Origin of the sequence: Lysinibacillus sp. FSL M8-0216 (genome assembly GCF_038595555.1) — a bacterium.
GTDB lineage: Bacteria > Bacillota > Bacilli > Bacillales_A > Planococcaceae > Lysinibacillus > Lysinibacillus fusiformis.
Map to the genome: position 1 here is coordinate 4,465,681 of NZ_CP152007.1, position 21,393 is coordinate 4,487,073.

The 21,393-nt window shown below is 37.7% G+C and carries 23 protein-coding genes and 1 other annotated feature; of the genes, 4 read left to right on the forward strand and 19 right to left on the reverse strand.

What is annotated here, in order from left to right:
- The first annotated feature begins 23 nt into the window (after positions 1 to 23).
- Entirely contained in the window at positions 24 to 1,082 is a 1,059-nt protein-coding gene (gene ytvI, locus MKX57_RS22160; RefSeq protein WP_089985798.1) for a sporulation integral membrane protein YtvI, read from the forward strand.
- Positions 1,083 to 1,166: 84 nt separating this feature from the next.
- Here ytvI and MKX57_RS22165 read toward each other — a convergent pair whose 3' ends face one another.
- Positions 1,167 to 2,309, reverse strand: a complete 1,143-nt coding sequence (locus tag MKX57_RS22165; RefSeq protein WP_239355137.1) for a C40 family peptidase — start codon at positions 2,307 to 2,309, stop codon at positions 1,167 to 1,169.
- A 349-nt stretch (positions 2,310 to 2,658) separates the two neighbouring features.
- The gene (locus tag MKX57_RS22170) at positions 2,659 to 4,647 is read right to left on the reverse strand and encodes an AarF/UbiB family protein (RefSeq protein WP_090002057.1); all 1,989 of its coding nucleotides are present in this window, start codon (positions 4,645 to 4,647) and stop codon (positions 2,659 to 2,661) included.
- A gap of 248 nt (positions 4,648 to 4,895) precedes the next feature.
- On the opposite strand from MKX57_RS22170, the gene MKX57_RS22175 reads away from it, so the two are divergent.
- Positions 4,896 to 6,590 (forward strand): FAD-dependent oxidoreductase, encoded by a 1,695-nt coding sequence (locus MKX57_RS22175; RefSeq protein ID WP_342531126.1) that lies wholly within the window; start codon positions 4,896 to 4,898, stop codon positions 6,588 to 6,590.
- 36 nt (positions 6,591 to 6,626) lie between these two features.
- On the opposite strand, the gene MKX57_RS22180 is transcribed toward MKX57_RS22175, so the two are convergent.
- The 11 genes from MKX57_RS22180 to hmpA form a co-directional block, all read right to left on the reverse strand.
- Positions 6,627 to 7,577: a c-type cytochrome gene (locus MKX57_RS22180; RefSeq protein ID WP_008175239.1), complete on the reverse strand. Its 951-nt coding sequence runs from the start codon at positions 7,575 to 7,577 to the stop codon at positions 6,627 to 6,629.
- A 231-nt stretch (positions 7,578 to 7,808) separates the two neighbouring features.
- Positions 7,809 to 8,513, reverse strand: coding sequence for a DsbA family oxidoreductase (locus MKX57_RS22185; protein ID WP_089985801.1), 705 nt, complete (start codon positions 8,511 to 8,513; stop codon positions 7,809 to 7,811).
- 2 nt (positions 8,514 to 8,515) lie between these two features.
- Positions 8,516 to 9,301, reverse strand: a complete 786-nt coding sequence (locus MKX57_RS22190) for a sulfite exporter TauE/SafE family protein (RefSeq protein ID WP_089985802.1) — start codon at positions 9,299 to 9,301, stop codon at positions 8,516 to 8,518.
- A 68-nt stretch (positions 9,302 to 9,369) separates the two neighbouring features.
- On the reverse strand, positions 9,370 to 9,597 hold the full coding sequence (locus tag MKX57_RS22195; protein ID WP_239355134.1) for a sulfurtransferase TusA family protein: 228 nt from the start codon (positions 9,595 to 9,597) through the stop codon (positions 9,370 to 9,372).
- Positions 9,598 to 9,742: 145 nt separating this feature from the next.
- Positions 9,743 to 10,870 (reverse strand): MBL fold metallo-hydrolase, encoded by a 1,128-nt coding sequence (locus MKX57_RS22200; RefSeq protein WP_008175243.1) that lies wholly within the window; start codon positions 10,868 to 10,870, stop codon positions 9,743 to 9,745.
- Between the two features lie 84 nt (positions 10,871 to 10,954).
- A complete protein-coding gene (locus MKX57_RS22205; protein WP_008175244.1) occupies positions 10,955 to 11,350 on the reverse strand; it encodes a DsrE/DsrF/DrsH-like family protein in 396 nt (131 codons plus the stop codon).
- A 15-nt stretch (positions 11,351 to 11,365) separates the two neighbouring features.
- Complete coding sequence (locus tag MKX57_RS22210) at positions 11,366 to 11,914, reverse strand: sulfurtransferase TusA family protein (RefSeq protein WP_083796477.1); 549 nt, start codon at positions 11,912 to 11,914, stop codon at positions 11,366 to 11,368.
- A gap of 66 nt (positions 11,915 to 11,980) precedes the next feature.
- Positions 11,981 to 12,277, reverse strand: a complete 297-nt coding sequence (locus MKX57_RS22215; protein ID WP_342550614.1) for a rhodanese-like domain-containing protein — start codon at positions 12,275 to 12,277, stop codon at positions 11,981 to 11,983.
- Between the two features lie 11 nt (positions 12,278 to 12,288).
- Complete coding sequence (locus MKX57_RS22220) at positions 12,289 to 12,630, reverse strand: rhodanese-like domain-containing protein (RefSeq protein ID WP_008175247.1); 342 nt, start codon at positions 12,628 to 12,630, stop codon at positions 12,289 to 12,291.
- Positions 12,631 to 12,672: 42 nt separating this feature from the next.
- Positions 12,673 to 12,933 (reverse strand): metal-sensitive transcriptional regulator, encoded by a 261-nt coding sequence (locus tag MKX57_RS22225; protein WP_008175248.1) that lies wholly within the window; start codon positions 12,931 to 12,933, stop codon positions 12,673 to 12,675.
- A 182-nt stretch (positions 12,934 to 13,115) separates the two neighbouring features.
- A complete protein-coding gene (hmpA, locus tag MKX57_RS22230; RefSeq protein ID WP_089985807.1) occupies positions 13,116 to 14,282 on the reverse strand; it encodes an NO-inducible flavohemoprotein in 1,167 nt (388 codons plus the stop codon).
- 190 nt (positions 14,283 to 14,472) lie between these two features.
- Here hmpA and MKX57_RS22235 point away from each other — a divergent pair, with 190 nt between their 5' ends.
- Positions 14,473 to 14,910, forward strand: coding sequence for an Rrf2 family transcriptional regulator (locus tag MKX57_RS22235; RefSeq protein ID WP_342550615.1), 438 nt, complete (start codon positions 14,473 to 14,475; stop codon positions 14,908 to 14,910).
- Positions 14,911 to 14,960: 50 nt separating this feature from the next.
- Here MKX57_RS22235 and MKX57_RS22240 read toward each other — a convergent pair whose 3' ends face one another.
- From MKX57_RS22240 to MKX57_RS22260, 5 genes are all read right to left on the reverse strand, one after another.
- Positions 14,961 to 15,941 (reverse strand): GNAT family N-acetyltransferase, encoded by a 981-nt coding sequence (locus MKX57_RS22240; RefSeq protein WP_342550616.1) that lies wholly within the window; start codon positions 15,939 to 15,941, stop codon positions 14,961 to 14,963.
- Positions 15,942 to 15,986: 45 nt separating this feature from the next.
- A complete protein-coding gene (locus MKX57_RS22245; RefSeq protein WP_008175253.1) occupies positions 15,987 to 16,364 on the reverse strand; it encodes a VOC family protein in 378 nt (125 codons plus the stop codon).
- Complete coding sequence (locus MKX57_RS22250) at positions 16,361 to 16,798, reverse strand: DUF1801 domain-containing protein (RefSeq protein ID WP_164908745.1); 438 nt, start codon at positions 16,796 to 16,798, stop codon at positions 16,361 to 16,363. Before MKX57_RS22250 ends, MKX57_RS22245 begins: the two co-directional genes overlap by 4 nt.
- A gap of 216 nt (positions 16,799 to 17,014) precedes the next feature.
- Positions 17,015 to 17,485, reverse strand: a complete 471-nt coding sequence (locus tag MKX57_RS22255; RefSeq protein WP_090002062.1) for a hypothetical protein — start codon at positions 17,483 to 17,485, stop codon at positions 17,015 to 17,017.
- Between the two features lie 146 nt (positions 17,486 to 17,631).
- On the reverse strand, positions 17,632 to 18,126 hold the full coding sequence (locus MKX57_RS22260; RefSeq protein WP_008175259.1) for a DUF1648 domain-containing protein: 495 nt from the start codon (positions 18,124 to 18,126) through the stop codon (positions 17,632 to 17,634).
- Between the two features lie 311 nt (positions 18,127 to 18,437).
- On the opposite strand from MKX57_RS22260, the gene MKX57_RS22265 reads away from it, so the two are divergent.
- Positions 18,438 to 20,132 carry a methyl-accepting chemotaxis protein gene (locus MKX57_RS22265; RefSeq protein ID WP_089985811.1) on the forward strand — a complete coding sequence of 565 codons (1,695 nt, stop codon included), beginning with the start codon at positions 18,438 to 18,440 and terminating at the stop codon, positions 20,130 to 20,132.
- Positions 20,133 to 20,197: 65 nt separating this feature from the next.
- Here the strand turns inward: MKX57_RS22265 and MKX57_RS22270 are convergent, their stop codons facing one another.
- Positions 20,198 to 20,947 carry an HAD-IIB family hydrolase gene (locus MKX57_RS22270; protein ID WP_164908746.1) on the reverse strand — a complete coding sequence of 250 codons (750 nt, stop codon included), beginning with the start codon at positions 20,945 to 20,947 and terminating at the stop codon, positions 20,198 to 20,200.
- Positions 20,948 to 21,144: 197 nt separating this feature from the next.
- Positions 21,145 to 21,383: a binding site (T-box leader), on the forward strand.
- Positions 21,384 to 21,393: the final 10 nt, after the last annotated feature.

Below are 21,393 nucleotides of genomic sequence, written 5' to 3' on the forward strand. Positions count from 1 at the left end.
TTTTTCGCAAAGAAGGTGAGTTTATGAATAAATTTAATGCTAGGAAATTGATTTTTCGATTGCTAGTGATTCTGTCCCTAATTATAGCCGCTTATTTTATTATTCCGGTATCTATGCCGTTAATATTAGCAGCTATCAGCGCATTTTTCCTTGAACCAATCGTCATGTTCTTTAAAAGGCGCTGGAAAATGTCTCGAAAAATTGCAGTTGCCTTTATATACATAGTGAGTGTCATTATAATTTCCATTATTTGCTATATTTCAATTACGCAGATCATGACGCAAATAATTTTATTGTCTAAGCAAGCTCCCTATTATATTTCCAAGCTATCAGATATGTGGCTTCATATGCAAGAAAATATTTCTAAATACACGGAAGACTTTCCACCCGAAGTAAGTACTTCGCTTCAAAAAACCACAATGGATTTCATAAAGAAAATTGAAGAAACGTTTTTAAGCTTCTTTAATTATAGCAAAGTTTCAGCCTTCTTTTCAGAGATTCCAAGTCTATTTATCAGTCTTCTCGTCTATATGATTGCCCTATTCCTATTTATGCTAGATCTGCCGAAATTGAAGCGCATTACTTATAAGTATTTAAAGCCAAACACAGCAAAGAAAATAAAAATTATTTTAAACCGTTTAAAGGATGCAACATTCGGCTATATGAAAGCACATTTATTTGTAAGCTTCATTATTGGAGGCGTTACACTTATTGGACTTTTATTAATCCAGCCTAAATATGCCATAACCATGACCATTATTATTTGGCTAATAGATATTGTCCCTTTTTTAGGCTCCATCATTATTTTAGCACCATGGGGGCTTTATCACCTTTTAATGGGAAACACATCTATTGCTGTAAAATTATTCATCTTAGCTGCTATTTTACTCATTATTCGTCGTGTAGTCGAGCCTAAACTAATGGGTGAGCATATTGGGTTATCAACTTTACCAACATTAATTGCCATGTTTATTGGTCTACAGTTATTTGGTATTATCGGTTTACTTGTCGGGCCATTTGTCATTATTTTCTTTATCGCCTTAAAGGAAACAGGCATCATAAAAGTAAATTTCAAAATTTGATACCAATAAAAAAGGTCATCTTTGTATTTTTCCCTTACAAAGATGACCTTTTTATCATGTTAATCGTCTATATAATATAGAGGCTTATTGAATTCGACCAAAGCCTACTAAATATTGATTCCACCAATCAAGTGATTCAATGACAACACCATTATTTTGAGCATCAATCATTGTGTTATTACCTAAGTAGATACCTACGTGCGCTACACCTGAGCCATAGCTAAAGAATACTAAGTCACCAACGCGTGCTTCCCCAGCAGAAATACGTTGTGTTGCTAAATATTGTTGAGATGCAGTACGTGGTAAAGAAACGCCTGCTTGTTTATAAGACCATTGTACAAGACCTGAGCAGTCAAACCCTGAAGTTGGGTTACTACCACCCCAAACATATGGACGACCAAGGAATTGTTTTGCTGTAGAAATAGCATCACCTGAAGAGGCAGTACCAGCGCCTGAACCAACGATAATTTTTTGTGGTTGTTGACCATCACCATCACTGTTATTTTGAGTAGCTTGTACTACTGGCGTTGCTGCTTGAAGAGCACGTAAACGAGCCGCTTCTTCTTCAGCTGCCTTACGTTCAGCTTCTAAACGTTCTTCTTCCTGTTTTGTTGCAATTTGAGCTTTTAGGGCTAATGATTTTGCTTCATTTTCAGCCTTTTTCACTTCCATTTCGCTTTCCTTTTGTTGAAGCTCTTGGAATTGCTTTTGAAGCTCTTTCTGTTTTTCATCTAGAATGGCTTTTTGTTGCTCTAAGCTCGCTTTGTCAGCTTCTTGTTGATCCACTAATTCTTGGTCAGCATCCATTAATGTTTTAACCGCTACGACACGGTCCATTAAATCAGCAAAGCTTTTTGCTTCAAGAACTACATTTAAATAAACACCCACTGTATTGTCTTGTGCTTGGTATGCAGCCATACGTTCACTTAAGATTTTAGAACGTTGCTCAATACGTTTTTTTGTTTCAACAATACTAGCATCCACTTCTTTAATTTCCGCTTGTACTTGTTTAAAAACTTTTACTTTTTCGTCGATCTCTTTTTGTAAATTCGTTAGTTCTTCTTGTAATTTTTTAACCTGTGCATCTATTTCAGCCTTTTTCTCAATCATTTGTTGAGAAGTTTCTTCAGCATGTACTTCTGTTGGTTGAATTGTATTAAATAATAAGCCGCCTGCTAGTGCTAAAGCGAGCACCATCGACTTACGCCATTTATTGCGCTTACCCACGTACCTTCAATTCCCTTCATTTATCAATTTCGCTCTGAATACTCTATGTAATCTGTTGAACGATCCTATATTTAATCAATTGTTCTTATATATTTGTTTTAGCCTTTTAAAGTTTAGCATTTTCAGCATAACTTTTATACTATTTCCTATCTATTTAATACATTAGTAAAACTCGAAACATTCCTGTAACATTCGCGTAAAATTCCAATTATTCTACAATGTCCTTATATATTCTACACAAGTCTGTTATTAGCTAATTCGACAATAGTCACATGACCTACTTTGTAATGTTTTTGTAATATTACTTGGAAATGTTTCAAAAAAAAAGAGGTAGAGGAATAATCCCTACCTACTGCTTCATGGAACGCAATGCCTGTATCGATAACCTTACTAACAAAATTGCACATAAAAATAAACCTAAATAAGCAGCTGTGTTTAAATACACTGCATAAGAATCGTGGATAAATTGTGAGATTGCTAAAAGGGCAACAGAAATAATTCCAAATGTAATCCCTACTAAAAGCAATACAAATCGGGAAAACAAGTTGGTAATGAAGCGGGCATTATGCTCATCAGAGAATATATCGTGATGTAAAATAATTTTTCCGCTCTCTACACGCTGAATTAGTTGATCCACTCTTCTTGGCATTTTACGCAAAGTTGGTATCAGCATAGATAATTCCTCTTGCAGCCGTTCTTTTGTAGCCATTGGTTCTTTAAATGGTTTTAGGAAGGAAGCACGCATATATGTAGCAGAGAAATCCTTAGCTTCCGTAAAAATATCAAAACGTGAATCAATTACCCTTAATGTTCCATCTAATGTCACCAACGAGCGGAGTGCTAAACCTACCGCTGGGTAAAAGGCTAGCCCAAAATCCCGCACCACTGTAAATAAAGCATGTATTAATTCTTCTGTTGGTATGCGGTCAACATACGAGATTTTTAGTAAAATTTGATCGATTGCTTGTTCCATTCTTGCACGTTCCGCATGATCGGCATTTTCCACTAATAGTGTTAAGCCATCGTACAAGACACTGGAGTCATTGAGCTGAATACCCATTAAAAATAGCTTTAAGCCCTCTTGTTGTGTGGCACCTAATCTTCCAACTGCTCCAAAATCGAGCAATACGGGTGTACCATCCTTCTCATCAATGTGAATATTTCCCGGATGAGGATCAGCATGAAAAATACCTGAAAAAAGCATCTGTTCAAAAAAAGAATATAATATTGTTCTAGCAAATTGTCTGCGATCAATGGACAGACGATTGAATTCTGCCCCCCCATCCGCCACACTATGTCCACGAATATATTCCATCACTATAATATTTTCATTACTGTAAGCTGTATAAATTTTAGGAATGCGGACCTTATAATCACTTTTGGATAATGCGTTCTTTACCTGTAACGTATTACGTACCTCAATATCTAGATGAATCTCTTCACGTAGTCCATCTGCGAATCCACCAGCTAGCTCACGAAAGCCTAGTGACTCTGCCCATGTAGATTTGGATGAAAGCCAATTTGCAAATTCCTCTAAAATTTCAAGATCATCGCGCATAATCCCTTTTACTTCTGGACGGAGAAGCTTGACGACAACATCTTCATAATTTTTAAGCCGTGCTTTGTGCACCTGACCGATAGAGGCTGCTGCAATAGGCTCCATTTGAAATTGGCTAAATACTTCATCCATTGATTGAGGAAGTGAGCGCTCCAAAATACTTGTCACTTGCTCTGCTGGTAAAGGCTTCACACGATGTTGTAGCCTCTCTAGCTCATCAATAAAGATGGGTGAAAATAATTCTTTACGTGTAGACAATACTTGTCCAAATTTAATAAAAATCCCACCACATTGCTCTAATGTTGCGCGCAATGCAATCGCCAGCTCTTTTTCGTTTTCACGTTGCCTTGCATATTTAATCGTTTGGACGACACCATTTGTAACTGCAATTTTTAAAACTTGTCGCAATCGTTTCTGCTGTCGCCAATAGCTCCGCAGCCGTAAGAGCAAAGATTTTTGACCATTTCGACGATCTCCAGTTGTAATACCACTTGGATCAAAGAGCTCAAAAACCAAATACAGCAACATAGAAATGAGTAGCATACTCCCAATCCAAATTAATGTGCTGACCTCTGTCACAGTTTGCATCATGGTTTCTGACAAAAAATCTGTATGACGTAAATAAGAGTACCAGTAAACAAAAGAGGTTAATGTCACACTAATGACGACTGAAAGCACTCTTCGTACAAAATTAATATTAGAGCCTATTAATCGTCCACTCACAATATAAATCAAACCCGATACTATAATGATTTGCATCAAAAATTTCAAAAAAATCAACAATGTCACCTCCAATGTCATTTCCATTTCCTACTACTGCTAGTATAGCAAATTTATACATTAACTTTCTTTCACAAGGAACACCTTAGAAAATTAATTAAGTCTTTCATCTTGAAAATATACCCATTAGGGTATATTATTTAGTTTTTAGTACTTATACTACATTATTTATTGATTTCAATAGCAAAACATATATTTAAAAGCTTTTATATACCCTTATATGTATTAATCAAAAGGAGTGTTGACCATTGAGTAAAAAATTTTTAATTGTTGGTGGCGTTGCAGGTGGAGCATCCACTGCTGCCCGCATTCGTCGTCTCGATGAAAAGGCAGAAATTATTATGTTTGAAAAAGGACCAAATGTTTCATTCTCCAACTGTTCTCTCCCCTTCCATTTAAGCGGGATTGTTGAAAATAGTGACAAATTGATCTTAATGACACCTCAAGCCTTTCAAACAAAATACACTATAGAGGCTCGTGTACAGCAAGAGGTTGTACGCATTAACCGAGAACAAAAAACCATTACCATTAAGAATTTAATAACGGGTAGAGATTATGAGGAAAGTTTCGATACATTAGTTCTATCACCAGGAGCAAGTCCCATCGTCCCTGACCTAGAGGGTATTCGTTCAAACCATGTCTTTACCATTAGAAACGTGGTAGATATTAACCGTTTAAATCAATACCTACAAACGGATCATGTACAGGATATTGCTGTGATCGGTGGAGGCTTCATTGGTGTAGAGGTAGCGGAAAATTTGAAGCTAGCGGGCTATAATGTCTCTTTAATTGAATTCGGCCAACAAATTATGGCCCCCTTTGATTATGATATGGTTCAAATATTGCACAAGGAAATGACCGATAAGGGGGTTCATGTTATTGTCAATGACGGTCTCGCAAGGGTTACTCCAAGTGATGTGACGTTAAATTCTGGCAAACAATTGAAAGCACAAGCCGTCGTATTAGCGATTGGCGTTCGTCCTGACATCCACTTAGCCAAAGAAGCCGGGCTAACTATCGGTGCACTCGGAGGCATTCAGGTTGATGCTAATTACGTGACATCCGATCCTTCCATATATGCTGTGGGCGATGCGATTGAAGTATTCCATCAGCTTACCCATAAACAGACACGACTTGCTTTAGCCGGCCCCGCTCAGCGACAAGCTCGTGCTGCAGCTAATCATATGTATAACATCCCTCATCACAATAAAGGGGTTATCGGATCTTCAAGTGTACAAATTTTCGACCTTGCCTGTGCTTCAACGGGTTTGAACGAAAAAACAGCTCTATCAAATGGCTTTCAGGCGAAAAGCGTTTATCTGATAGCTCCTGATAAAGTAGGCTTAATGCCGAATAGTAATCCACTTCACTTTAAGCTCGTTTATGAAACACCAACAGGTAAAATCCTTGGAGCCCAAGCTATAGGTAAAGGCAATGCAGATAAACGAATTGATGTAATAGCTACCCTCATCACAATGGGTGGTACTTTAGAAGATTTGAAGGAGCTGGAGCTATCCTACTCTCCAATGTTTAGCACTGCCCGCGATATTGTCAATTTAGCAGCTCTTGTAGCTCAAAATCAACTACATGGACACTACAAACAAATAAAAGTTGATGAAGTGCGAACACTCATTGAAAATGAAGCCTACTTCTTAGACGTACGCGAAAAGAATGAATTTGAATCTGGTCATCTCCTTCATGCACACAATATTCCTTTAAGTGAACTTCGAGAAAGAATGCATGAGGTACCTAATGATCAACCAGTGTATGTACATTGCCGATCCGGTCAGCGTAGCTATAATGCTGTTATGGCCCTTCAAAATAGCGGATTTTCTAACATCTTTAACGTAAGTGGGTCATTCCTCGGTATTAGCCTATATGAATATTTTACTGATTTCACAACAAACAGAGATAAAATTGTCACTGCTTATAATTTTCAATAATAGAAAAGGGATGCCCATAAACAGCATCCCTTTTCGTTAGTTTGTAGATAGCACCTTTTCCCAATCAATCGTACCATTTTTAACTTGTTCACGTTTTTCTTTAGTCATAATATCATTTGGTTTTCCGCCTTTTGGCCAATCTTTATCATGATTTGGCCATTCAGGTCGATCTTGGGATAAAATAAACGCTGCTAAATCAGCCGCTTCTTGATCTGTTAAAGTCCCTGTTGCACCTACTGGCATATTATTTTGAATATAGCCAGCCATTTTTGACATACGCGCCATACCTGCTCCATCATTAAAGGAATTATCACCCCATAATGCTGGACCAGTATTGGCACCAGTCCCAGAGCCATCAGCTGCATGACAAGCTATACAGGACTGACCATAAAGCTCCTCACCATTGTCAACATTTGGAGTCGGTACATTCTTCATATCACTAGTACCTGCCCATTCACGTTTTGCTCCAATTGGAACACCTTCAGAAATATATGCAAAATAAGCGACCATAGCCTCTAGCTCATCACTATTCATTTCGAATTTTTTACCATTCATACTACGAACCATACAACCGTTAATACGCTCTTCTATTGTAACTACACCACCAGAGCGTCCAATATATTGTGGATAATTAGCCATTACTCCTACTAATGATGATGCTTGCTCGTCATAGCCAGCACCAGCATGGCAGCTTGTGCATGATAATTGGTTCCCTACATATTCGTCCGCCGCAACATGTGTGTTATTAACAAGCTCATAGCCGTTTAAAATTGCATCCTTCATTGGTCCATCTGGCACTTCATCAATACTTGGTGGAGCATAGACAACTGACTGAGCAGCTGCTGTCGTTGGTAATTGCGTCTGCACTGTCGTTTCGTTCTCCTCCACAATCGAATCAACTGTAATTTTGTCACTAATAATGGTTGCTACAAAAATTGTGCCTACTAACAGTACTGTCCCTGCTACTCCTGCTACTATAGGTTTCATCTATAATACCCCCCTTTGTATACTCACTTATATTTTAGCAACATAACATTTTATTGGATGTGATTTTTCTCACACTACTGTAAAATAGAACCATTCAGATGATAAAAATGGATAAATTATCCACTAATTGTTGTACTACAACACCGAAATCACGACTTAATACCTCTTGTAGTATGTGGGTGAATCAAAAAAGTGCCGAGTACTTTAAGTACTCGACACTTATCCATCGGTTTACAGGTTACATGCACCATCCGTACACGTATCCTCACCATTTCCCATTAATTGAATCGTTGGCTGAATCCCCACTATTTTTGCTGTTTGATGTAATGTTCGCACAAAGACTTCATTTGGCTCTGCCCCTTTAATGCCATAACGATTTTCAAATACAAAGAATGGCACGCTTTGTATACCAAGTTGCTGTGCATCATATCGATCCTGATCTAAAGCCTCAAGAAAGACATTAGTAGCTAGAATGTCCTGCGCCCCCTCTATATCTAAACCTAATTTTGCAATCACCCTTAATAAAAAGGAATCATCATTCACATCTTCACCAGCCATAAAATAACCAGCCATTAGCGCTTCCGTATATGCCGATGCTTGGCCAAATTGCTGTGTCCATTTTGCTAATCGATGAGCTTTTTCTGTGTGAGCTGTTGTCATCAATTCAAAATTATAATTCAACCCAACTTCTGCAGCTCTTGATGCCATATTCTCTGTCATGTCATGTACTTCTTCACGCGTTGCGTTATACTTCATAGCCAAAGTGTCTAAAAAGGTTGGTGCATTTACTTTAGGCGTTTCTGGACCTATTTGAAAAGCCTTGTATTCAATTTCTACTTGTCCCGTATAGCCGCTTGTCTCAATCGCACGTTCCAATTCTCGCTTGGCAATATAACAAAACGGACAAGTAAAATCCGTGAAAACTTCAATTTTCATGGTTAGACCCCTCCAATAATATCTACCCAAATTTTAATGGCAGTCGCCAATATAAGCATTGCCAAAATGCCTTGCAAGCTTTTGGTATTTAATTTTTTTCCAGCTCTCGCACCAAGTGGGGCTGCTATAAGACTAGTAATGATCATAATGAGCGCGGGGAAATATTCAACTTGTCCGGTCATTAATTTCCCAACCATTCCCCCTATGGAGGAGATAAATGTAATTGCTAAACTAGTAGCAATGGTCATACGCGTAGGGATCCCTAAAACCACTAACATAATAGGGACTAATAAGAACCCACCACCTGCCCCCACAATACCTGATCCAATACCAACAACTACGGCCAATAAAATTGCCAATGTCTTATTAAATGTTATATCCTGCATCGGTTGATCATCAATTTGTTTTTTTGGAATAAACATCATGACTGCCGCTATTAAGGCTAGCACACCATAAACTATATTGATGCCTGACTCGGAAAAAAATTTGGAACCAAAACTACCAACAAAACTTCCTGTTAATATAGCACCCCCCATATAGATAATAAGTGATTTATTTAAAAATCCACCCTTGCGATATACCCATACACCCGCAATGGATGCAAAAAATACTTGTATGGCAATAATTCCGGATACCTCATGAGCCGAAAAGGCCATAAATCCTAATAATGGTGGAATATACAGTAGCATTGGGTAATTAATAATGGCACCACCGATACCTAACATCCCTGATACAAACGAACCGAGAAAACCAATTAAAAAGATCGTTAATATCCATGTAATATCCATGCATTCTTCCTCCTTTCCGAAAAGTGAAAGAAGGGTTGTTCTATTTAATAGACAACCCTCCATTAGCCTTAAGCTTTCTGAATTAAAAACGTGATGACACCAGCTTTTTCGGATTGATCTACGATATGATGACCCCCAGCTTTTGCCCAAGCAGGAATATCCGCTAAAGCCCCTTTATCTGTCACCTGAACTTCTAAAATTTCTCCTATATTTAATGTGTCCATCGCCTTTTTTGTTTTCACAATAGGCATTGGACACGAAAGACCTGTTGCATCTAATTGTAAATTTGATTTCATATTGATCCCCTTCAACACGGCAAAGATTGTAAGCGATTTGCCTGTTCTTCTTATTATTTTAGATTCATGAGGGATGAGCGCCTTCAATTTCTGGACGATCCACATTTTTAATACACAGACGTATCCATTGTACTTTTAATAAATTTCATCGAACAGCACAGCGATTTGGGCCGATTTCCATTTCCGTTTGTTCATCTGGCGAAGGCGTTATTTTCCCCATATTTACCTGACGAATTTCTTGATAGGCATTAGGTTGTGGTGGCAATTGATCTGTCACGACACGTTTAAATTCTACTTCATCATGAATATTCAAACCATGATTTTGTAAAAATAAATCCCCTAGTTGTTTCGCTACCGTCCCATCTTCATTAAGTTCATCAATGATCATAAAGTGAGCTGGCAACACGATAAGCTCTCTGGACAATTCTCGATAACGCTTATAAAGTGTATCTCGTAAATCTCCAACCCAGTCCTCAGCAAGGCCTGCTAAATCAGGACGTCCAATAGAATCGACAAATAAAATATCCCCTGTTAACAAATATTGGCTATCGACAACAAATGATGTAGAGCCAATTGTATGACCTGGTGAGTAGATAGCTCCTACATTTATTTTTGATGATCCAATTTGAACAGTCACCCCATCCACTAACGGTCTATATGAAAAGACAACCTCTTCTGCATCTTTCGGTGGCAAGTAATAGACCGCACCAGTTAACTCAGCTATATGGCGTCCACCTGAAATATGATCGGCATGTAAATGTGTATCAAAAACATGTGTAATCTTCACATTCTTCTGTTCGGCGAAATTGATAAATACATCTGTAAAGCGAACAGCATCAATGATAGCTGCCTCTCCTTCAGATATCACCATATAAGAAAGACAGCCTTTCCCTAAACGGACAAATTGATAAAGCTCTCCTCCACCCGTTAATTCACCAATTTTAATAGGCTCTAAATATTCGCTCCAAGATTTCATACCGCCCGCTAAATAGGCAACATCTCGACCAGCTTCTGACAACATTTCAGCAACCATCAATGAGGATCCTTCCTTAGCACAAACAACTAGAATTTCTTTATTGGAGGGGATGTTCGGCAGGATCTCCTCAACACCATCTAACAGTTCAAAATATGGTACATTTAAATACTCAAATCGGTGACCATCAATTTTCCAGTCTTCAAACGCATCTGCATTACGAACATCTAAAATAAACAACTCTTCATTGTTAATGACCTTTTTAGCAATTTGTGAAGCGTTCCATTTCTGCATTGGCATATATATAACCCCCATAGGTATAATTTCGAAGTTTTTTAAAGCGGAGAGCCTTTAGCCCCTCCGCCTTCCTTGCACAAAAACTCTTTAGAAAGTTAGTGATGGTGCTGCATCTTTTGCAAATTCAAGGAAAGTAACAGCTCCACCCACTTCAATACCATCAATAAAATCATCTGTCGATAAACCCATTACATCCATCGTCATTTGACAAGCAATAAATTTAACACCTAATTCTTGGGATATGTCCACTAGTTGAGGAATAGCAGGAACATTCGCTTTCGCAAACCCTTCTGCATAATGCTCTGCCCCTGCAGGCATTGGTAATGCATGCATCCCTTGCTTATGAATGAGATTCAATCCTTCAAATGTGAAGAAGATTGCTACCTCCTTCTCAGAAGCTGCAGCTGCTGTTGCGATATTAAACACCTTATATGCATCAAATAAACCACCGTTACTTGCAATAATTGCTACCTTGTTTGACATAAAAAATTCCTCCTATTAAATGTTTTTTGTTAATGTACCTTTCCAAGATGTCATTCCTGGTAAAACATTAAAGACCTTTATAAAACCATGTGAAGCTAGCTTCTGCGCAGCCATATCACTACGCTTTCCAGTACGACAAATAACATAAATCTCTTGCTCTTTGTCGAGCTCCAAGAGTCGTGCTTCCAATTCCCCCATCGGGATAGATTTAGCGCCCTCAATATGCCCAAAGGCAAACTCCGCTTCCTCACGTACATCAAGAATTAATCCATGACGATTGTTAATTTGCTCTAGATCAATCGTTGGGTCAAACGAAATTTCTTCTATTTGATCGTTTGTACATTTGCGAATGTAATGCTTGAGCACTCCTTCATTATCTAAAGTGCCAATATATTGGTGTCCTACCGTTTCTGCCCATGCTGCAATATCAGCTTTTGATCCTTTATCTGTCGCAGACACTTCTAAAATTTGACCATCTTCCAGGTCGGCCATTGCTTTTTTCGTTTTCACTATGGGCAACGGGCAAGAAAGACCCTTGGCATCTAGCTGAAAATCTGCCTTCATCCTCATTACAACCTCCATATACCTATAAGGGTATTATTTTTAGCAAAAAAATATAGCTATAAGCTACTATTGTACTTCGCCCTCCCATGACAACATTCCACCAACCATATTCGAAACATTAAAGCCTTTACCTTCTAATATCTCGGTAGCACGGCCACTACGAGCACCTGATCGGCAAACGATAATATATGGTTCATCCTTATTCAGATTCTGTACGCGGAACTCTAATAAACCAAGTGGAATATGAATAATACCCGGAATATGACCAGTCGCTACTTCATCTACCTCCCTTACATCAATCAAATTCGGCGTTTCGCCCTGCATGATTGCTTGTTCTACTTCTTTTGCTGTAATTTCCTTCATTTTCTTTCCTCCTAATAGGCACTCATTCCACCACGAACATTTGTAATACGCTCAAAGCCTTGCTTTTTCAATTGCTTACATGCCTGACTACTACGCATACCACTTTGGCAAATCACTACCACTTCTTTATCCTTCGGTAGTTTGTCAAAGCTTGACCCGAGAGGCATATTTTTAAACTGCGAGATATGGCGCCCTTTAAATTCGGCTGGCGTGCGTACATCGATAAATATCTTATCCTTATCATTCAGCATATTTTTTAATTGGGCAGTAGAAATCGATTGAACGCCCTTTGTTGGTTTCATTCGCCAAATGAAAAATGCTGCGATAATCGCAATAATGATCCACGTTTCCAAGTTATCACCGCTCCTTTTTATACGATAAAGGGTATATAAAGACTATCTGCTTTTCACTACTAAATCCATTGCTTCTCGGATGGCTGAATTCATTTTTTCCGCATTACCTTCAGCAGTAGTGACACAATCTAATAAATTTTCACTAACAATAACTCCTATCGTCCGATCAACTGCTGAACGCACGGCAGATAGCTGTGTAATCACATCCTTACAGTTTTGACCTTCCTCCATCATGCGTAAAATCCCGCGTAATTGACCTTCCATCCGCTTCACTCGATTAGCTGTTTTAGAGTCATAAGCCATTCTGTTCCAGCCCCCTTTCAAAACGATAGATTCAACTTGCTTACGTGATTCATATTATACCCCGATAGGTATATTGTCAACATGAAAGCTTCAACTCTTTTTCTTGAAAGTCTTTATCTGTATTGACTTATACAAAAAAACCCTGCTATGAGCTGTAACTCATAACAGGGATTTCTACGATTTTATTTAGCTAATTGCATGGCTGGTCCGAAGAATTCATAATGAATTTTCTCGTCTTTCACGCCAATTTCTTGTAAATTTTTAATAACTGCTTCCATAAAGCCTACAGGTCCACATACATAAACATCAGCGTTATCAGCTACTCTTTCTGCTAATAATTCTTTTGTAATTTGCTTGTCTTCATCAGAATATAGAGCCGTATACGATGCATTAGGTAACGCATTTACTTTTCCTTGAATATCATCGCTAAACGCTACAACTTTTTCATTGCGTGCGCACTGAATAAAGTTAACTTTATTCGTTGAATCTTCTTTTAGAGATTGTAGCATACTGTTTAACGGTGTTACACCTATACCACCACTCACAAATGTAATAGGAGCAGTTGTTTCTTCTAAAACGAATAATCCTGCTGGCACACTTACATCTACTAAATCTCCAACTTGTAAGTCATCATGAATAAAGTTTGACACTTTACCGTTTGGCGTATGATCACTTTCACGTTTCACTGAAATGCGGTAACCATCTTCTGCGCTTGCTTGTGAAAGTGTGTATTGACGATTCATTAAATACTCTTCACCAGGAACTTTCACGCGGATACTAATATATTGTCCTGGCTCGTAAGATGGTAATGATGAGCCATCTTCATTAACAAAATAAACAGATGTAACTAAGTCGCTTTCTACCACTTTTTTCGCCACTTTTAATGGTCTAAATAGACGCCATCCACCATTATTTTCAGCTTTTTGGTATAACTCTTCTTCTACTTGAATGAAAATATCTGCAATAACGCCATATGCCTCAGCCCATGCATTAATAATATCGTCAGTCGCCGCGTCGCCAAGTACTTCCTTAATCGCTTTTAATAAGTTTTCACCAACAATTGGATAATGCTCAGGTAAAATACCTAAACTACGGTGTTTGTGCGCAATAAGCATGACTGCTGGTAAAATAGCTTCTAAATTTTCAATATGAACTGCCGCAGCATAAACTGTGTTTGCTAAGGCTGTTTGCTGACGACCTTTTTCTTGGTTAGTGTGGTTAAAAATATTTAATAATTCTGGATGAGCTTGAAACATATTTTTGTAAAACGTTTTTGTAATCTCTACACCATGAACTTCTAATACAGGGACTGTTGCCTTAATAATTTGAATAGTTTCTTGTTTTAACATATCGCTTACCATCCTTTCGTGATTACAATATAACGCTTTCATTTTCTTAAAGCAATATGTAAAATACATCTTTAACAAAATGGACATAATTAATGTATTTTAAATACATCTTTAAAAGTGGTTTCAAAATATTATACTTCATTGTAAAAATGCTATAATTACTTTGAATTATAGAAAGTAGGGTGTTCTTATGCGCTTAACTTTATACACAGACTATTCTCTTCGTACACTTATTTACTTAGGTGCAAAAGAAGATGGCCAATTATCAACTATTCAAGAGATTTCAGATGCTTATAATATATCGAAAAACCATTTAATGAAAGTGACGCACCAACTTGGATTGTTAGGCTATATAGAAACAATTCGCGGAAGAGGTGGCGGTATTCGCTTAGCCATCGATCCAAAAACTATCACCATTGGTGAAATTGTTCGTCATACAGAAGAGGATTTTCATTTAGTAGAATGTTTCGATAAAGAGAATAATTTATGTAAAATAGCTCCGGAATGTCAGCTAAAAGGTGTCCTATATGAAGCTTTACAGGCCTACCTAACAGTACTAGATCTCTACACATTAGATGACTTCTTACATTCAAAGGAAAAATTAATGGCCCTCTTGCTAGGTAAATAAAAATACCCGCTCAACGTTTGTTGGACGGGTATTTCTTTTATGAAAAACATCTACAATTGCTTAGTAAAGAAGATCATATCTAATGCACGAATGCCGTTTTCATATATTGGCTCTGGATAGTCGAGAAAGAAATCCTTTTCAATGGTCTCCATGCGAAAACCTGCCTTTTGATAAAAAGCTATATTATCAATACTTGAATTTGCTGTTCCAATTAAAAGCGTTTGATAGCCTTCCTTCTCACAAAATGCCGTAAGCTGTCGCAATACCTCTTTACCTAGCCCTTTCCCTTGGAATTTTGGCACAATCGCAATATTTTTCAACTCAATGGTTGTTTGAGATTGAGGGGTTAATAATGCCACTCCCGCAAGCTGTTCTCCACACTTCACTTCAAATAAGGTACCCTCATCTAGGTATTTTCGGATAGCCTCTTCACTCTCATCAGCAAGTAAAAGCTGTGGTAAAAAGGACTCTCTACTCCCATTTACTTTTTTTAGAGCTGTTCGAAATTGTACAAAATCCTCACGTTCAAAAACATTTAAAACACATGGTTGTTTCTCTTTCGCTTCTAACCATGAATGTTCTTCTGGATAATCTCCTTCCACCCCTAATCGAATAAAGCTCAGCTTTTCCTGTGCCTTTTGTGAACGGATATTCACCTTCCTAGCTCCCGCAAAAACTCGCTTTAGTCCAAGCTCAAAAAAGGCGATATCTAAAATAGCTGTTTTAGCCTCAAGATTATAACCTTTCCCCCAAAATGGATGCCCGAGCCACGAACCGATATGACAACTGTTTTTATGTTGGTCTATAAACATCAATGCGGTCACACCGATTAACTGTCCCTCCTCATTTAAAACAACACGAGGAACGGTCTTCCCTTCTTCTTCATCGATGCATTCACGTTTGATAAAATGAATAGTATCTTCTACTTTACCAACAGGTAGCCCTAGTGCATCTCGAACCTGTGGCATAGAAGACAACTCATGCATGGCCTCGGCATATTTGATATCATGTTTCACTAAAGTTACCGTCATCTTCTAATTCCCCTTTTACTAACATTCTATTGTCGTATTCTATTCTCAACTATACGTTAGTTGCCAGGAGACGCCAAAGCGATCCTGAATCCACGCAAATTTCTTTGAAAACCCATAATGATCAAGTGGCATTAACGCCTGCCCACTTTCCTCTATTTGATTTACTAAATTCTTTATTTCTTCCTCAGATTCACACTCTAGAAAGATAGACGTTGATGGCGTAAACGAAAAGTTATGTTGAATAACACTATCATTCACCATTAATTTTAACCCCTTTAATTGTAGGGTGGCCATCGCTACCTGCTGAGAATTTTCCATATATTCTATCTGTATAACTTCTAAATCTGTAAACCATTGCTGATATTGTTCAATCGCTTCATGCGCTTGTCCTTGAAACATTAAAAAAGTTGTCGCGCTTTTCATCTATTTTTCGCTCCCTCATAATGTGAAATCCACTCTGCTGGTGTCATTTTTGCAACAAGCTCACTAATTAAATCAAAGGGAATATGCTTCGTGCTTGTAAAACGAATACAACTTTTCCCCATATTTAATTTTGTTGGTACTCGCCTCGCATATTCCTCCTGAAACCAAGAAAGTAATGCTTGGTCTGCATATATACCCATGTGGTAGAGCGCAATATGACGTTTTTGAGCTGCAAGACTAATAAAAGGTAATGGCGTATTTGGCGTCACATGATAGCCACTTGGATACGTTTCTAATGGCACAACATAGCTAACCATGTCATATTGCATAGTTTGTTCAAAACCCTCTGGCAAATTGGCTTCTAAAACATCTACAAGCTTACTAAAGGCATCACGCCATTTTTCCTCTACTTGCTCCATATATATGCTCTTCATACCTTGCCTCACTTCGTCGTTATTTTCCCTACTTCACTCATTTATTTGTGCCTTGTGATACAATTCCTTTGCTTTATAGCCTAGTGGAATAATTTGACGCATCTCCTGTAAGCGAGCTTCTTGTGTTTCTAACTTTTTTGCACTATAAATATAACGTGCCCAATCCCTTTGATATCCCGGAGTGAGTCCATCATAAAAGGCTAAGTCATCCTGATTTTAGGAAAGTAAGTCCCGCAATGGAGGGATCATACTCTCATAGTCACTCACACATTGACTAATGGCTGTTATTTTCTTGCCTCTTCCTTTACCATCTCTCTTAATACTTAAGATTGAAAATGTTTCATCTAATGACATCAGGCTAGAAAATTTTAAATCACTACCATCCATATACTTTTCCTCGTCCACATGGATCGCCGGAAAAATCTCATCTCGGTGAATAAACTGTTCATATTTTTTATTACCCTTTTTAGGATAAACAAAAAATAAATAGCCCAGCTCCACTAAACTATTATCTTTTAACACTTTTTGTAAATAAGTTACCATGGCATCTATGGAAAAGGCAAAAGAAATAATACGGTCATAAGGTGCCTCTCCAGAATGAAACACTCCATCTAATATCGAATCAAGCGGCTGATTATGGATGGCAATGGATACATCATCCTTTAGTTTAAATTTCTTTTGCATCATTTAAACACCTCTTCTCCCACTCATTTTTAGCTACTAAAAAACAGCTCATACATTTGGAGCTTAGTTTTGATAGTATACTGAATAAATGAGAGCTTGGGAACAAAAAATAAACGCTCGAAAATATCTCAAGCGTTTACGGTTCGGCTTTATTTTATTTTGCGAGTAACTATTATGCCTTTAATAATCGGTATAAAGATTCCAATTACGACAATTGGCAAGAACCACCATCCTATGGAAGTAGTCTCTCCAAGAGCAATGCGAATCATTTGGAATGATATAACTGCGAATAAAATAAGACAGAAGTTTTTTACTTCGTTTAACATTTTTCTGCTATTTAAATAAAATGCTTCTACATTTTGTTCATTCAAACGAGCTGGAAAGTTATACATATGTGGGACTTTCTCTAAAAGACTCATGATTATCCATAGAAACACACCTATAAACGGAAGAATAATGAGCTCAATTTTTGAACCCCACCGATCAATCTCTCCCTTACCATTAAAATGAACAGGAATTTCTTCAGGCAATTTCCCCCACATTACTGCAATATAAAAGATAGATAATAGGAATATGATAACTCCAATATAATCCCAGACCTTTTCAGACCTTGTTTTAGGGATTTTTAAAATAGGTCTATACACTTCGCACCACCTCAGTTCATCTTCATACGTAATTTACGTTTTGCCTACTCTATAAGTTTCAAAATTTATGAATATTGGCTTAATATTCAGTACAAAGAATTAACTTTCGCTTTATTTCTAGCATATTTTAGCGGTAAATGTCTTTTTTTTATTACTTCTATCACGAGTTTCTGTCACCTTTAAACTAATTATTACAGTAAAAATACTCATAATACTTTGTAAAATTCATATTTTCTGATATAAATGATATATATACATATTTCATTAATTTGTAACATTTCTACTAAATACTGAGAAAGGAAATTTCATCTATGCGATTTACTATCTACAAGAAATTATTACTCGGTTTTTTTATAGTTATTTTAGTTCTAGTTGCTACTATCGGCTTAAATATAAAGCAGCTTGATTCAGTGAACAAAACTTATCGTACATTATTGGAGGAGCAAACAACTAAATCTATCGCTATTCAGGAATTACGCGTTATTGCCAAACAAGAGATTGTTAGTTTGCGTGGCTATTTACTGCTTGGAGATAAACAGAATCTTCAAAGCAATCAAGACTCTCGAACAGAATTTAAACAAAAATCTGAAGAGCTAATGTCATCTTTGACGACCGAAAAATCCATTAAATTTCTAGAAGCTATTAATAAAAGCGAGCAAAATGTTCAACAGTTTGCGGACCGCATGTTTGAGTTAAAGGCTTCAGGTGAAACGGAAAAGTATGAAAAGCTTGATAGTACACAGGGGCGTCTAATTATTAAACAATTTGATGAACGCGTTGAAAACCTTTCCGATTATCAAAATGAGTATATTGAAGGAAAAATTGCTGCTACATCGAAACAAATTCAAGCTATTAAGTTCCAAATGTTAATTCTTGGAGTCTTTGCTGTTGTCATAAGTCTGATAATTGCAATGGTTGTTGGTAGTCTAATGTCTCGTCCAATTAACGGCATGGCTAAAGCTGCTAAAAAAATAGCTGAGGGTGACTTAACGGCTGAACAGATTCGTATCAAAAATCGTGATGAAGTGGGTGATTTAGCCCAAGCATTCAATCAAATGGCCGTTAATTTGAAAGATTTAATTACAAATGTACGCCATAACACTGTACAAGTTAGTGGCTCTGCCGCTGAGTTAACAGCAAGTGCTGACCAAACCATTCAAGCGACTGAGCAGATCACTTCTTCGATTCAAGAAGTGGCTAGTGGCTCTGAAGCTCAAGGTAAAAATGCTACAGAAAGCTCCGAAGCGATGAAGAATATGACAAAGGGCATACAGCAATTAGCATCTACTACGGCGGCGGTTTCTGAACTGGCATTGGAAACGAATTCAGAGGCTCAAAAAGGCAATGAATCATTACATCGAGTGATTTCACAAATGACTACCATTAACACTGCTGTATTAGAATCAGCAAGCGTTGTGAAAAATTTAGACGGGCATTCTATAGAAATTGGTAACATTATTGGCATTATTACAGATATTGCAGAGCAGACAAATTTACTAGCGCTCAATGCCGCTATCGAGGCAGCTCGTGCAGGCGATCATGGGCGGGGCTTTGCTGTCGTGGCAGACGAGGTGAAAAAGTTAGCAGAGCAATCCAAAAAATCTGCAGAGCAAATTGCTACGTTGATTGCAGAAATTCAACAAGATACAAACCGTGCTGTGACGGTGATGGATACTGGTACACAAGAAGTACAAATTGGGATGCAAGTGGTACAGGTAGCTGAAGAAGGCTTCTCTAAAATTATGGAGCTTATTGAACAAGTGTCCATGCAAATCCAAGAAGCTACAACAGTTTCGGAAGAAATGTCATCCAGTGCAGAACAAATTTATGCTTCCTTCGATGAAATAGCAACAATCGCGCAAATGTCTTCTAGTAATTTACAAAATGTCGCTTCTGCCTCTGAGGAACAGTTAGCAACTATCGAAGAAGTCGCTGCTTCAGCAGCAACACTTTCAAATATGGCAGAGGAGCTTCAAACAGAAGTCTCTCGCTTTAAATTAGAATAAATGAAAACTGCTCGGATTCCCTCTAGGAAACGAGCAGTTTTTTCTATATATGTATAGGCCTTTACTCACTTATATTTATCGCTTAAATGACTGAGCATTTCTATAATGGCTGCTTCCTCACTAGGTACTTGCAACGTAGCCCAATCACCAACCTGATGATTCCCTACACAAACACTTTCCTTTGCCTTCAAGAACATCGAGACATCGTTTGCATCATTTCCAAAAGCAATATACTCCCCCTCGATGACACCTAATTTAGTTAGGCCATTCCACTTATCAATACCATTAGGGCTTATATCTATAATATTTTCTGATGCATGTTCATAAAGAGTAACAGCAAGCTGTTGTAGCTCAAATAACACTGCATCTCTATTCTCCCCCGGAAATAAAACAACTTTTACAATATCATGAAGATCTTGCAACGCTACTTTTTTAGCTATTTTTAGAGGATCTAGATTTTGATAAATGGGATGCGCTTCACTGCCTGTATACGCATAATCCCACTGACTATCTACTAGGTAGGGTAATTGAAATGCTGTAATGATCTGTCGAAGCGCCCCTACTATCTCCGTCTCAAATGCTGCAACCTCCTTCGTTACTCCATTACAGGCGACGAATGCTCCATTTCCACCTACCATCGGAAATTCTCGCATCTTCTCAGGCAATACAGGTAATAGATCACGTATTGGTCTAGCAGAAGCAAAAATAACTTCATGCCCACTTTGTCTACATGCCTCTAACGCATTGATAATACCCCCACTCAAAGGCTTCCCTTTAAAGCAAATTGTACCGTCTAAATCAAAGACAAATTTCATAGTTCTTCCTACCTCTCCTACGTTCATTCACAATTTTTATTATCTCACAGAAATGACTATTTTTAGTGGACGTTTATTTATTTCACAACTATCAAATATTTAACAGAACAAACAATACTTTAGACAGAATTAAAAAAAAATTTAGAAAATTATTGACAGGCTATTAATATCCACGTAATATTGCTTTCAACAACACATTGCAGGCCAAGATTGGAAATAGTAAAAATGGTGATGTACTTGTAGAGAGCCGATGGTTGGTGAAAATCGGTAGACACACATTTTGAACTCGTCCATGAGCTACTCCCTGAATAGTCTAGTAAGGGATGTCGGTTTCCTCCGTTAACAGGATAGACAGTGATAGCTGTCGATAAGGGGACTTTTTCTGTACAGAGAAGGTCAATTAGAGTGGTACCGCGAGCATAAACTCGTCTCTATTTTTAAATAGA